At 52.6% G+C, this 13,516-nt stretch carries 9 protein-coding genes and 1 pseudogene; 7 read left to right on the forward strand and 3 right to left on the reverse strand.

Annotation, left to right across the window (positions count from 1 at the left end; all coding sequences use genetic code 11):
• Window positions 1–132: 132 nt before the first annotated feature.
• Window positions 133–771: pseudogene (locus tag MJ122_RS29875) on the reverse strand (ParB N-terminal domain-containing protein); the annotation flags it as partial.
• A 5-nt stretch (window positions 772–776) separates the two neighbouring features.
• The gene (locus MJ122_RS29880; RefSeq protein ID WP_239747197.1) at window positions 777–2,330 is read right to left on the reverse strand and encodes a recombinase family protein; all 1,554 of its coding nucleotides are present in this window, start codon (window positions 2,328–2,330) and stop codon (window positions 777–779) included.
• Between the two features lie 121 nt (window positions 2,331–2,451).
• Here MJ122_RS29880 and MJ122_RS29885 point away from each other — a divergent pair, with 121 nt between their 5' ends.
• Complete coding sequence (locus MJ122_RS29885) at window positions 2,452–2,805, forward strand: hypothetical protein (RefSeq protein ID WP_169887428.1); 354 nt, start codon at window positions 2,452–2,454, stop codon at window positions 2,803–2,805.
• A 503-nt stretch (window positions 2,806–3,308) separates the two neighbouring features.
• Here MJ122_RS29885 and MJ122_RS29890 read toward each other — a convergent pair.
• Window positions 3,309–3,644: a hypothetical protein gene (locus tag MJ122_RS29890; RefSeq protein ID WP_169887426.1), complete on the reverse strand. Its 336-nt coding sequence runs from the start codon at window positions 3,642–3,644 to the stop codon at window positions 3,309–3,311.
• 1,153 nt (window positions 3,645–4,797) lie between these two features.
• On the opposite strand from MJ122_RS29890, the gene MJ122_RS29895 reads away from it, so the two are divergent.
• The 6 genes from MJ122_RS29895 to MJ122_RS29920 all read left to right on the forward strand — a co-directional run bounded on the left by MJ122_RS29895 (window position 4,798) and on the right by MJ122_RS29920 (window position 12,549).
• Entirely contained in the window at window positions 4,798–5,448 is a 651-nt protein-coding gene (locus MJ122_RS29895; RefSeq protein WP_169887425.1) for a TnsA endonuclease N-terminal domain-containing protein, read from the forward strand.
• A 4-nt stretch (window positions 5,449–5,452) separates the two neighbouring features.
• Window positions 5,453–7,378 carry a DDE-type integrase/transposase/recombinase gene (locus MJ122_RS29900; RefSeq protein WP_169887424.1) on the forward strand — a complete coding sequence of 642 codons (1,926 nt, stop codon included), beginning with the start codon at window positions 5,453–5,455 and terminating at the stop codon, window positions 7,376–7,378.
• A 2-nt stretch (window positions 7,379–7,380) separates the two neighbouring features.
• Window positions 7,381–8,325: a TniB family NTP-binding protein gene (locus tag MJ122_RS29905; protein WP_239747198.1), complete on the forward strand. Its 945-nt coding sequence runs from the start codon at window positions 7,381–7,383 to the stop codon at window positions 8,323–8,325.
• The gene (locus MJ122_RS29910) at window positions 8,322–10,277 is read left to right on the forward strand and encodes a TniQ family protein (RefSeq protein ID WP_169887422.1); all 1,956 of its coding nucleotides are present in this window, start codon (window positions 8,322–8,324) and stop codon (window positions 10,275–10,277) included. The genes MJ122_RS29905 and MJ122_RS29910 overlap by 4 nt, the downstream gene beginning before the upstream one ends.
• 303 nt (window positions 10,278–10,580) lie before the next feature.
• Window positions 10,581–11,726, forward strand: coding sequence for a GGDEF domain-containing protein (locus MJ122_RS29915; RefSeq protein WP_239747200.1), 1,146 nt, complete (start codon window positions 10,581–10,583; stop codon window positions 11,724–11,726).
• Window positions 11,727–12,078: 352 nt separating this feature from the next.
• A complete protein-coding gene (locus MJ122_RS29920; RefSeq protein ID WP_239747201.1) occupies window positions 12,079–12,549 on the forward strand; it encodes a Bro-N domain-containing protein in 471 nt (156 codons plus the stop codon).
• The last annotated feature ends 967 nt before the right edge of the window (window positions 12,550–13,516 follow it).

Raw genomic sequence — 13,516 nt, forward strand, 5'->3', positions numbered from 1 at the left:
CCGCGCTCGGTCACTTGCTTGACCGCTTCGATTTTGAATTCTTCGGGGTAACGCTGGTTGCTCATGGCACCTCCTAATGGGCCTCATTATGAGGCTTGGAGGTGTCTACGAAACTAGGGGCGATTCACCTTTCCCCATTGCCCTGCGTCGATCAATCAGGCGACGCACCTTGATCAGCTGGTCACCTTTCAAGAGACCACTTTCGTAGGCCTCCAGCATCGCCGCCTGCACCTCAATATCATCGGAGCGAGCAACCTCAGTCGCTACCTTGATCGGCAGCCAGCCCTTCTCAACTGCCGCAATCAAACGTTCCTCTCCTTGGCGCAAAAGCATCAGAATCCCGCCGACATAGGTACTGTCCAAACAAGTCTTTTGAGCAATCTGCTTAATGGAGTAGCCGCGCTCATGCAAAGCACTAATAGCCATCAGCAGATCGCGGTTTGAGTGCTTACGTCGCGCCAGATTTTCTACCAAGCTAATTAGGTAGCGGTCTGCCTCTGGCGCCGTAACCACTACCGCCGGAATGGTCGACTCACCCAGCACCTTGAAAGCCTCGAAGCGCCCCTGACCACATATGAGGTCGAAGCTAGGCCCACTCCGGGTTACAGTGATGGGGCGCTTCAACCCCAAGCTGGCGATATTTTCCACAAGCCGCGCAAAGATCTGCTGATTGCGACTACGCGGGTTGAGTACGCGTATGTCTGCCAACGGGATTTGCTCGATTGGTGATGCCTGCGCCACATGGAGTGCAGGATGACCTCCTGGTACCATGGCCATTACGCCGCCCTCGCCAAGGGGAGGCGCCGACTCAAAGCGGACAAAATGTCCAGACTATCGAACCGATAAAGCTCCAGCTCACGAGGATTGGTATCACCTAAGCGCAAGTGCGGCGCCGCTAGGTCGATCATCGGGAACAAGTAGTAATCGAGCACCTCTTGTTCGCCCGGCAGCATCCTCACCGCCACAGTCAGGTCCGGTAGCAGCCCGAATTCAAAGCGAAGCTGCCAGCGTCTGCGTGCCCCCTCGGCACACTGACAACGGCAGAGCACCACTGAGACCGAAAACTCGTCGTTGACCCAAACCAGTTGGGTCTCAGGATCGACCGCAATTCTGCCGCCTACTTGGCGAATGTGCTCTTGCGTATCACTCAGGATGCCGGGGTGTCGCTCGCGCAATCGACGATTGGCTTCCAGATAGCTGTAGTCACGCGCTGGCGAATAGCCAATCAAGCTGTAGCTGCGCAGCAAACTACCGAAACGCTGCCGGTAGCAACTGCTTGAAGGACAATCCTCCTGCTCGTCGATGATCAGACCGGATAAGCAGCCGCGTTGCACGAACAGCGCTTTCAAAGTGTCCAGCATTTCCTCGTCGGACCAATGACGTGAACGCGCTCGAATGATGGCCTGCGCCGCGAGAAACTGCGATAGATCAACCACCGGAGAGAATGCACCATCGGCACGCACCCATTGCTCACTGGGGTTCCGAATGCGCGCCTGCTTCAGCTTTCCTGAAGTGCGGTTCCAAACATTGTTACCAATGTACTTCTCATTGATCAGAACCTGATGCACGACACCCCGCGTCCAGGGGCGCTCCAGATCCGTGCGAAGCCCGCGTCGATTCAGTAGCTCTGCAATCTCTGCCTCGCAACGCCCCTCATTCACGAAAGCCCGATAAATGTCCTGAATCACTTGCTGCTCGGAGTCCGGCCCAGGGGTCAAGATGACGCGATCCGTCTGAAGGCTCTTGTGCTCACCACGGGCCAAGAGGCATTTGGGCTGTCCAGATTGATCAACCAACTGACGCCTCAACCCATATCCCGCTGGCCCGCCTTGCCGATAACCTAATTCGATCAAGCGAGACTGTCCTGCAAACACTTTTACGGACAGCTCACGACTGTACTCACCAGCCATCATGCGCTTCACACTTTTGATGATGCTGGATACTGGAGAGCCATCGTTGACGAATTGCTCAGCGCAATACTCAACCCGGACACCAGCCTGTCGACAACGCACTTCATAACTGGCGCTCACGTCGGGATCTTGAAAGCGTCCCCACCGACTCACGTCGTAGACCAGAATCACCGAGAAATCGGATTGGCCTGCATCGACATCCTGGAGCAGATGTTGAAGGGCTTCGCGTCCCTCCAGACTCAGACCACTCTTCCCCGCATCCGTGTACACCCGAACGATGTCCAGCTCATGCGCTGCCGCGTAGATACGAATGGCATCCAACTGATTTTCTGTGGAGTACTGCTGGTGCTCCGTAGACATACGGACATAGGCCGCAGCTTTATTGCTGCCCTCCACCGTGGACAGGTTTGCTCGTCTCATTTTCAGATCGATCCCCCTCTGGGGCTTTGGGTGTAAACCAATGCCCAGCAGTAGACATCGCCCGATCTACGGGGCGCGAACGGATGCACCACTAACGAATCTAGAGAGAGGAATCGGAAAAATGATCGCGAAAATGGGCAATCCATTTCCAATCAGCGCAGAAATCTATGCCGAAGCCCTGGGCGCTGCGTTGCGATCCGAGCTAGGCACATCACATCGTGCGATCAAAACACTTCGACACTGGACCGCTGCCAGCGAACGAACCACCAAGCATTGGCTTGCGGGAAGCCATGGTCCTAATGGACTTCATTTGATTGAGCTGATTCGGCATTCTGATCATGCCCTTCAGGTGGTACTGGAATTGGCTCAACGAAACTCATCTGTTGCGGTCGTCTGGCTTCCTGCACTACGTGAGCGATTACTTGATACCGCTGAGCTAATCGACGCTTGCCTAGGCCCAGCTCGCTCTCACTGAGGGTGGCAGCCGTGACCGGTTACTAGATAGCCCAACAGGACCCTTCGTGACCAGATGCGCTCCGCTGAAAGACTATCCAGGCAGATAGCTTTGCAGGAAACCTGACAAGCAAGGCTCATGGCAGCACGCCATGAGCCAACTGCCCCAGTAGTCTCATGATCGCTTGGCGCCCCGCTTCGTGTTGCACCAGATCGGAGGGGCATCGCCCACCAAGTCCAAGTACAGGAGAAGCGAACCAACGCGATGCGCTCGCCTGATCGTAACCGAAGAACATCATAGTTTCGTTAATGACACGAACGACAGCTAACATGTCATCCCTATCCACAACACTGGGCGCAACCAGCCCGACCAACTCGGGCCAGAGTGCCCTTGCGATACGAGTGGTACATCGCTCGCACAGCAATATTGGCTCCCCGCGTTCCAAAACCGATCCAGCTCTTATCCCCCAAGTACTGCCGACAGCAACAGCATCCAGCTGACAGCCGCAACCTCCGCAAATTGGATTACCCATTTCGTTTCTCCAAGTAAGGCTTACAGGAGGTGCAAAGCTTCCAGACGCGTCCGTCCCTCACCAGTCGCTCCGGACTATCATTACCGCACCGCTGGCAGATCGCGTCGGTCGCATACTCCACAGCCATGGCTAAGGTCTGGATATGCGGTGGGGCGAATGGCTCCTCAATCCTGAGATATCCATTTACGGGGCGCACAAAGGTAAGCTTGAAGTCATAATCGAGCGCAGCAAGCTGCAACGCATTGGCGAAGCGTTGCCAACCGGAAAAATCTGGCCCCAAGTGGAGATCCAGAACCTCGATCCGCTGTCTCCAACCTTCCTCATTCATCTGACTCACCTCTTTGCAGATCGTAAACCTCATGCTCTTCGTAAATTTGGCAGGTTTACGATGAAAACTAGGTTTACGATCCATTCATTCAATGACGGGTGGAGTTCTGATCAAGATGCCAGAGAGTTAGGACTCGATACAGCCCCTGAGCCGAATCCAACTTCCTTTTAAGTTTTCCCCTAGTACATTCTCCAATAGGATAAATCCTGACATACGTACCTAGCAGCCGAGTCAACTGCAAACTTAGCTGTACCGCCTCACGCCTGTATCTGAATGAAATCAGCTCAACGCCGCGTTCAGGAAAATCGGGGAGGTCATGGGGCTGGACCAGTAGAATATCTGGATCCCGAATCGTCAACTTCCGAATATCGGAGCAGAAGAACAGAAGGACAATATTTTGACGCGGCATCAACATGTTGATTTACCCGGAAAGAGATTGCCCTTGGCTAACATTAGAAAAAGTTAGTACGCGAAAGTTGCCTGTCAACTTCGTCAGACCTGTACATTTTTCACTCAACAGAGCGATTGCTGATCAACAACCACAGAAGTAAAGGCCCTCTCCGGCAACCGTCACTTGAAGTAGCATCGCTGCCCACGAAGATTGCCTAGGGCGGCACGCCAAAGCCAATAAACCTCTCTATCACGGGCCTCTAGCGGGCACTCAAGCAATCAAAGGAAGCACGTTGGCAGTAACACGCCCAGCATCCAATCGCAACTTTCGCTTGACTTTCCCGCAAGATGTCGTTATGATGGGAAAGCAAATTCATATAGCGCCTCAAAATTCAAAAGTATGATGAAAGCTTTCCACGCTTCCCACAGCTTATTACCCTCCCCCAGCCGCTGATCAGCGGCCGCCCAGCTTATTGCTGACAGTTGCCATTGCGGCAAAATCTTACTACCACCATAAATTTTTGGACTCCATTAGGAATTCTGACTAGCCATTTGTCAGCCCAAAGATCTAATTTCTGCATATAAATTTAAAAAACCAACACTCCAAATCATTGATTTGGTTGCGACCCACATAAAATTGTCAATATAGGAAACACGCTGAGCATGAGGCTTTTCATGATGTTACGACCCTCTATCTGATCGCTGTTTGACAAGCTGGTAACTGGCTACCAGCCTGACTCATATTACTGATAGAGCACACATCATGAAAAAAATCCGCAGCTCTGGCGGCGGCACTCTTCCGCCCGAAAGATCCATTGGCCGTAGCAAGTACGGAAAACAAACAACTATTTTCCCGTCCCGAAAGAATGGCTCGCTGATTATCTGCGAGACACGCCTGGAAGCGGACGCCTGCTTCCGCTGGGAGCAGGATCGCAATGTCATTGCCTACCGTGAACAGCCCGAACGCCTACACCTTGTAGTAAACGGCAAGGCGCATACATACGTGCCGGATTTCGTCGTGGAGTATGCAGATCGGCCAATCCGCTTTATTGAGGTCAAGCCGGACAACGTCTTGCAGAAGCCGAAGTACCTTGACCTCTACTGGGCAGCGAAGCAGCACCTCGAATCCCGAGGTGCTGAATTCGAACTGCTGACCGAGCGGCAGATTCGCCGTCAGCCGTTGCTGAATAACCTCATCCGGACCTACAACCAGTCACGCGGCGTATTGCCGCTCGAACTCGACTTCCTGCGCGACCAGCTCAGCGCTTTGAACCCGCCCCTGCGAATTCGAGAACTGCTTGCTCTGCCTTCGCCCCCCTCTCCAGGAGCGATAGCTGCCGCGATTTTTAATCAGGATCTGCGCCTTGACTGGAGCAAGCCTGTAACTCAAGACAGCCGGGTTGACTGGAGGTAAGGCCATGGAGAAACGTCATGAAATGCGCCTAGGCGCTCGCTATTTGCTCCACGGGGAACTCATTGAGGTGGTTAGCCATTACAACGGCCGCTTTCAGCTACGCGGGGTTGACCATAAAGGGGTTATCCATCTTCCCGAAGGTGAAGTGGACAAACGTCTACGCCAGGGATTTCTGGTCCCTGTTCGCAGCGTCATTTTGAATGAAGCCGAAGCACTCAAGATACTCCGCCTAGATGCCGCCGAGCAACTGAAGCTGGACAACCACTCTTTCTACGTCCGCAAGCTCCATGAAAAATTTCATGGTTCGCTACCACGCAAACAAACACTCAGCGAATTGCAAAAGCTTGCTGTGGAGCGCGGTGACCCAAAGCCACCTCGGTACACAAAGCTATATAAGCTCATGAAACGCTACGTTGAGAGCGGTCAGAATATCTTTGCAATCATGAAATCATCAGAAGTAAAGAGATCTCGTGCAAAAAGGCTTTGCGCCGAGTCCCTTGACATCATGCATGATTACATCCAGCTTCATTATTTGAAGCCAACACAGCCGCCAGCTGCACATATCTACGAGCTTGTAAAAGGCCACATTGAGGCACTGAATGATGAGCGTAATCTCAAACTGGAGATCCCATCCCTAGCGACGTTTTACCGAGCCTTGAATGCCATTCCTGCGTATGTGGTCGATTGCGCACGTCTTGGAAAGAGAGCTGCCGCAAAGAAACACAAATTTGGGAAAAGCATTCATTGCCCAGGCCGACTTCTGGCGAGAGTTGAGGTCGATACGCAAGAACTAGATATCCAACTAGTCGACGATTTTGGATTCGGTATCGGGCGGCCTTATTTGACCATACTCATCGAAACTTACACGGGCGCGTTGATCGGTTGGTGCTTGTCGATGGCGCCTCCTTGTTATGAAAAGACGGCAAGTGCTTTGCGTCATGCGCTAACAGAGCGTGAGGACGGCTCCCCGGCCGGACTCCCGGAGGAATTGGTCGTCGACAACGGTCCAGAATTCTATAACGCCTCGCTTCTGGCAGCCGCTCAACGATTGGGTATAGTGATCCGCTTTTGCTCAGATGGACAACCTGATCAGAAACCATCTATTGAGTCGTTCTTCAAGACACTCAACATGCAGCTAATTCATTGTATAGACGGAACCACAAAGTCCAACCCGGATGCAAAGGGTGACTATGACTCCGAAAGTGAAGCGACGCTTACTCTGGATGAACTGCGAGGCATTTTTGATGAATGGGTACATAACTATTACCACCAGCGCAGGCATGGGCAGCGCAGCCTTCCCACTATAGAAATGTGGAAACAGAGCATTGACCCAATCTCTCCCCCAAAGATCTTCTCTCCAGACAACGTTTCCTTTCTATGCATGGCAACTTTTTGGAGCACGATCAACAAAGGGCGTGTCAGATATAACAACTTGGCTTGGACTGGCCCAAGCCTGTCGCACCTTGAAGAAATTGTGGGTCCTGGCGAGACCGTAGAGGTAATGTATGACCGCTCCGACCTGGGAACCGCCTATGTACACGCCCCAAGGAGCAACGTCTTCTATCCGGCGGATGCAGTAAGTGAATACCAATACGGCCTAACTATGTATGAACATCTTCTTGTACGGGAAAAACTGAAGGAGCAGAAGTCAAAATACGACGAGAAAACTGCAAGACAGGCCTTGCTCGGCATTCATAAAGAAATCAGCAACTGCAAAACACGAAATGAGCGCCGGAAGCGTCAGCACCTGCGAGATCTTCTTGCACAACAAAGTACTGTCGACCTCACGCGCGGACTTTCCTCAGATGAAAACTTCGAACCAGATGAGAGCGATAACCAAAGTGAACTTATCGCCCAAGAAACCGGAACAGCCGAAATCGATGATTTCGCAGATGACGACTATCAAACCATTCGCATGCCTAAGAGATAACCATGAACGAAAGCATAACCAACAAGCTCTCGCAGTTCGCAGAGTGCATAGTCAGCCACCCTGAATACACTCAAGCACTTGAGTGCATTTCTCGCAGCGTGGAAACCACGCAAGTACGTGGCGAGCCAGCTTCTGCGCTCATCGTGGGCGAGCCAGGAACAGGAAAATCCACTGTTTGCAAAGTCGCGATGAGTCGATTCGGAGATAGAAAAGTCATTACCGACGAGCATGGCACAAGGGAGATCGTGCCAGCCTTCTATTGCTCGCTGAACGCAGGGGCGACCATCAAGACCCTGAGCTTCAGCATGTTGCAGCAGTTGGGATCCACCAATTTTTCAGGTAACAATTCGACACTTTTCAATCGCCTTGTAACTCTTCTGAAGACCTGCCTAACGCAACTGATTGTCCTCGATGAGTTTGATAACTTGCTCAGAAAAGGTGCGGAAAAATCCAGAGAACAAGTCTGCGACTGGGTTCGCACCCTGTTGAACGAAACACTTGTTCCAGTAGCAATTGTCGGCATTCCACGTTGCGAAGAGATCATCAATGCCCATCCGCAACTATCCCGGCGTTATCCTTATCGTCATCAGATGACAGAGTTTTCCTACTCGACGCTAGACCCGAAGTCGACATTTAGCAAAACACTGCGCGTACTCGGCAATGCGCTAAAGGAGATAGGCGAGTTTGAGAGCTGCATGAATATCTGCGCCGACCAACACCTGAAAGCCATGTACTTGGCAACAGGGGGCAATATGAATGGCATTCGGCAACTGCTCAGCGATGCTCTCAAAGTCGCGCTCCAGCGAGACGATGGCTGCTTTACCAATGCAGATCTCGCAAAGGCGGTAGACCTGTCGTTCATTCCCACTGCCAAGTGCCCCAAGAATCCCTTCCGGCTGCCCCCAGCATCGCTAGACAGAATAATCGCAGGGAGGATGAGCCGATGAAGCTCTTCTTCCTTGCCCATGGGCGCCATGAAGAGAGTCCACGCAGTGTTCTGATCCGTACCGCCGTAGCCAATGGTTTCGGCTCGGTCTCCGCCATAGCTAGGGCATTCGGATCCAAGGACTCTCGACAACCGTTTGCATGGCAAATGCGCCACTCCAAGCTAATCACTGAACTCAGCAGGAATAGCGATCTGAATGGCGACCGGTTCCAAGGCAGCTTTTACACCCAGAACGGTCCTACCAGCGAAAGTCCGGTTGAAGTTATGGGACTGCTGGTTCCCGCAGCAGCAATAAGAGCCGATGCCTACAATTTCTGTCCGGAATGCCTTCGGGACGGATGGCATCGGTCAGTACAAGACCTCATTTGGTTGGAGACCTGCCCCTATCACGAGTGCCAATACGGATTCGCCTGCCCCAACTGCCAGAGAACCATCCACTGGACTCAGTTGGTGGGCAATCTGTGCCAATGCGGTTATGACCTCTGCAATGGTCCCACCGTAGCATCTCAGTCCAGAGCGTCCCGCCTGGTTCTGAGTTTCTTTAGATCCAGGGATCAAGCTGCACTGGACCGTTTCATCTTTGCATTGCGGGCACTTCGCTACGAGGCGAAATCGGACCGTTCCACTGTCCTAGAGATGGCAGCACGCGTGGCTAGTTGCGAAGAGCAAGCGCTCGATGAGCTGCTCGCAACCTCTAGAGAGCGCACCCCCTGCCTCCCCGTTCGAGCGCACATCGCACCTTGGATGACATCCAACGACGAGTGGATCAGCGGTCAAGTAGCTCGCTTGCTAACGGCCGAAGCGCCCATGGACAAGGTAATCAGCGCCTGCCATTGCTCAGAGCTTAAGCTTTACCAAGAAGAGATGCTCAAGGCATTGCAGGCCTCCCCCAAAAAACTCCGCTCTCTGCTGGTACGCAACCTCGTCCAGCGCGAAAAACACGGGAAAGTGCGTTGGCTTTACTCTGCGATAAACCTGTGCAAATTGTTGGAAATGCATAGGAGCATTCCGATTGCGACGAACTGCACCCTAGAGGCTCTATCCGCTGACGCCGACGACGAAATGATCACGATTGAGGAGGCCGCAGTCCGCATCGGCGTATATCCCGACGCAGTGCGCAACGCCCTCTTGCACGGATATATGCAGACCGACCTGCAAAAAGGGCCTCGTGGCAGGACAATGCTCCACGCAGCAGTTGTTGACCAGTTCAGGACCGACTTTGCCTTCATCGGTCAGCTTGCGGATGAAATGGAACTTCCTCGCACCACTCTCTCGGCCAAGTTGCTTCACTTCGGAGTGCAGCCAGTATCTGGCCCATTGATCGACGGTGGACTGGTCACCATCTATCGACGTGCGGATCTTCCCCCACAGCTATTGCTAGCACTCCAAGGCTTGGAACGTTACAAATCCAATTCCGGTCGAAAAAAAGGCTCCGTTAGCTGCAACACCCTGCCATCAAGCGAGTCGTGCGTGAGCACTGTCGTGGCACGTATCCTGGAAGTGTCCCTTCATGACCTCAGGCACTTGCATGAGCTTGGGTACCTCGAGCGCGCAGAGGGCTCCAAGCGCCGCTTTACGGCTCGCTCGGTTTTCACCACAAAGAGTCTGCTAGAGGAAATGCTGACGCTGAAGAATTGCGCCGCCAAGGTAGCATTGTCATCACAGACGTTCTCTCGTCGCTTCGTCCAAAGCGGGTTCATAGAGCACTTGCGCCTAGGAAGTAAAACCCTTATCCCCAAGAAACAACTTGCGCGGGTGCAAGAGCATCGCCAATTTTTCGTTAGCTTCTGCGAGGCAGACAATATCCTCAACGCACCACTCGGATATTCGGCTAATCTTGCCAGGACAGGAAAGATCCATCCGATAATGCCTGACGATCCCGGTTATGTCTCGACAGTCCGCCTACTTCGTCGCGAAGACATAGCAAAAACCCAACCCATCCACGCTGAATAATGGCCGACGCCGAGAGCGTACGGCACTATTTTCACCACCGTAAAATTAAATTCAAATATAAGCGATAAAAACTCGTCAAATTTCACAAATTAGCGAAAGAATAATTTCACCCTAAGTGAGACACTCCTCTCCAGCCCTTGATATTCCTGAATAACATTTCTCACCCCTATGAGAATGAGCGGTAGTAGAAAGACCGCAAGTCAAGACCATTAGAAACGCTGTAGACCGAAATGGAATTTTGGGGCAGTGATAGAAAGACAAAAGCCCCGCCATTGCGCGGGGCTTTTTTATGGAAAAAATAAAATGAATAAATCTATTCTGGCCAACATTGAAAAAGACATCCGAGAGCTTCCTGAAATTATGGGATGCCGAGTAGAAACGAATCGAACCCCAAATAGCTCAGAGTTCTCCCACATACTAAAACAATTAGATTTTCTAGAAAAAGGAGCTGGCAGATTTAGCACAAAATTCATCTTCATTGACGAGGACGAAATCAGCGTCACTGCCGAACTCAAGAAAAGCACCTACTCCCCAGGATTCTCGAAGCTAAAAAGCACTATCGAAAGAATAATCTCTCAACATATAAATGCTTACAACGCAACACGAGATAAGCTAACTGAAATTTACAACAGGCATGGCTTCGAGAAAGAAATAAGGAAGTATCAAAACTATCCTTTCATTACCTTTTGCATCGCGGACATAGACAACTTCAAACAAATAAATGACTCTTTTAGCCATGAGCACGGCGACTTAGTTCTAAAGGCCTTCTCGAAAAGCGTAGCAAAAGTCTGCTCAAGGAAAATCTCTGAAACTCAAAAGATCGTTTACTCTCGCTACGGCGGCGAGGAATTTGTATTCGCAATTTTCTCCCAATCACCAGATATAGCACTGCCAGAGGAAATTAGATCTTCAATTTCAGGAAGAACAGAAAGAACCGAATACCATTGCAGTCTAGGATTTTCGGTTCACTCCATCGACTATCAACTGAATAAAGCACAACTATCAACCTTATATAAAGAAGCGGACGCCGCACTCTATAAATCCAAAAAAGAAGGAAAAGATAGAAGCACCCTATTCTCCGAGATAAAGAAGAGCCTCGGAAAAGTTATCGAGACAGACGCCGAACACAATATTTGCGCCATAGATATTGGTAAAAATACCGGTGTCACCATAGATGACAGATTCAAAGTCCTCCCCCAAAAATATAGTGGTCGAGAACCGTTCATAGTGGACGATGGACGAAGCAAGAAACCTATCGGCACCTATCCCAAGTTAGAGATAGGAATTCTTACTCCATTTGACATCCAAGATGAAATAACTTTCTGCAAGATAGAATTAAAATCCAAAATCGAAGTCAAGCAAGGTGACAGGCTCGAACTATTGACGCCGGAAGAAAACTTTATCCACGGCTTCAATCAAGCTACCGAAGAGCAAGAAACAACAGAATAGAGTTCAATACTATTGACCATATCAGGCAAAGGCCCTACCCTCACGCCCGGCGCCTAAGAAACGCCTGTCACCTAGCGGCTTGACCGCTCCCGAAAGATAAGCGGCTTTTTTGAGCCTGCGGGATTTTCTCGTCCTCAAAAAAGACTCTGCGACGTCGGGAGTGGGCTAATACAAGACCCGAAAGGGGAATACGTCCGGCCCTCTAGGTGGGGTTTCTTAGCTCCCGGCACCACAGCCCTAAGAAGCTGTTTAGACCTAGCAGAGGTAATGGATATGCCTTTCACCCCTAGCCTTCGCCCCGAAGGCGCTTCGCTGTACCCGCTCTCTTCTCCCTCCTTCCCGGAGGTGCGCCATGTCTGAAGAGGTCCTGATCCCCACCGAATTCATCCGCCACAAGCGCCTGCTGCGCGCCGTGCTGCTGGAAGACCAGTGCTGGTTCTGCGCCCACGACCTGGGGCGGCTGATCGGCGTGCCCTGGTTGGCCGAGCGCGTGGAGCGCAACCTGGACGACGACCAGTCCCGCCGCGCCTGGGTGCGCGATGGCAGCGGCGATTACGTCGATGAGCTGCTGATCAGCGAGTCGGCGGTGTATGCGGCGTTGATTCACTACTTCCACCCGGAGAATCGCAGTGTGCGGCAGTGGTTGTCGCAGCAGGTGATTCCGACGTTGCGCGATCAGCATCGCAGTGATCGTGGCGAGCCAAGGCGGGAGATGCTGCGCGGGCCGACGGAGTCGTTGTCGGTGTTGAGGTGGCAAGGGGTGTTGTGGGTGCCGTATCGGCAGTGGCCGGAGTTGAGTGCCCAGCTGGAGGGTGGTGCGTAGGATGGTGTGGAGCGGAGCGATACCCATCGCTCTGCTCTTCCTTTCGCTGCGCTGGTCTTCCGTAGGAGCGGACTCCGTCCGCGATGTGTTTGCCTCGCGCCTTGGTTTCCCGCGTCGCTTCGGTGCGCGCGCGGGCTTTGTGTTTCGCCCCCTCGGGCGAGTCCCTTTTGTCAAACGCCACAAAAGGAACCAAAAAGTCTCGCCCCTGCCATCCGGCTTTTCGCTTCGCGAAAAGTACCCTCGGTTCCTCGGAGTTTCAGGGGGCCGCCGCGAAGGGCCATCCATGGCCAGTCGCGGCTTCCGCGGCATCCATGCCGCTCTCCCCCTGAAACTCCGATCACCTTCGGCCTTCTGAAAGGGGCACTCGGCGCGTGCGGATGTTTCTCTGGAAGACTCACAAAAGCAAAAGCAAAAGCGAGAGCCGAAGCCGAAGGCAGCAACTTTGTAGGAGCGAGCTTGCTCGCGAACCGCACTCTGCCGCCGCCCGGCAATGGCTGATCGGGCGGCGCTCCGCGAGACTGCGACGCCCATGCTGTGGGTGCGTGAGCATTGATGGGTATCGCTGCGCTCCACGCCACCCTACGTTCGTGTTCCGCCGTGACTTCGAGGTGGATGGAAACTCTGGAGACAAAGGAAAGCCGCTTCTACGGAGAACATCTCTGCACAGTTTTGTCTTTGTCTTTGGCTTTGGCTTTGGCTTTGGCTCTTGAAGTCTTCCAGAAAAACACCCACGCACTCCGAACCGCCCCCGTTCAGGAGGCCTCGTTGAAGCGGAGTTTCAGGGGTTGAGCGACATGGATGTCGCGAGAGCGGCGATGGGCCAGGGATGGCCCTTCGCCGCGTGCCCCTGAAACTTCGATTCAACGAGGGCATTTTTCGCCTAGGCGAAAAACCGGATGTCCGGGGCAAGACCTTTGCCTTCTTTGGGGCGTTTGCCAAAGAAGGTCGCCCGAGGGGGCGAAACAGG

Source organism: Pseudomonas sp. DP-17 (assembly GCF_022380625.1).
GTDB classification, from domain to species: Bacteria; Pseudomonadota; Gammaproteobacteria; order Pseudomonadales; family Pseudomonadaceae; genus Pseudomonas; species Pseudomonas nitroreducens_A.

Bases quoted from the DNA above. Each gene is read 5' to 3' on its own strand.
- MJ122_RS29900 (WP_169887424.1), top strand. From the start codon at position 5,453: ATGGAGAAACGTCATGAAATGCGCCTAGGCGCTCGCTATTTGCTCCAC.
- MJ122_RS29905 (WP_239747198.1), top strand. From the start codon at position 7,381: ATGAACGAAAGCATAACCAACAAGCTCTCGCAGTTCGCAGAGTGCATA.
- MJ122_RS29880 (WP_239747197.1), bottom strand. From the start codon at position 2,330: ATGAGACGAGCAAACCTGTCCACGGTGGAGGGCAGCAATAAAGCTGCG.
- MJ122_RS29915 (WP_239747200.1), top strand. From the start codon at position 10,581: ATGAATAAATCTATTCTGGCCAACATTGAAAAAGACATCCGAGAGCTT.
- MJ122_RS29895 (WP_169887425.1), top strand. From the start codon at position 4,798: ATGAAAAAAATCCGCAGCTCTGGCGGCGGCACTCTTCCGCCCGAAAGA.
- MJ122_RS29920 (WP_239747201.1), top strand. From the start codon at position 12,079: ATGTCTGAAGAGGTCCTGATCCCCACCGAATTCATCCGCCACAAGCGC.
- MJ122_RS29890 (WP_169887426.1), bottom strand. From the start codon at position 3,644: ATGAATGAGGAAGGTTGGAGACAGCGGATCGAGGTTCTGGATCTCCAC.
- MJ122_RS29885 (WP_169887428.1), top strand. From the start codon at position 2,452: ATGATCGCGAAAATGGGCAATCCATTTCCAATCAGCGCAGAAATCTAT.
- MJ122_RS29910 (WP_169887422.1), top strand. From the start codon at position 8,322: ATGAAGCTCTTCTTCCTTGCCCATGGGCGCCATGAAGAGAGTCCACGC.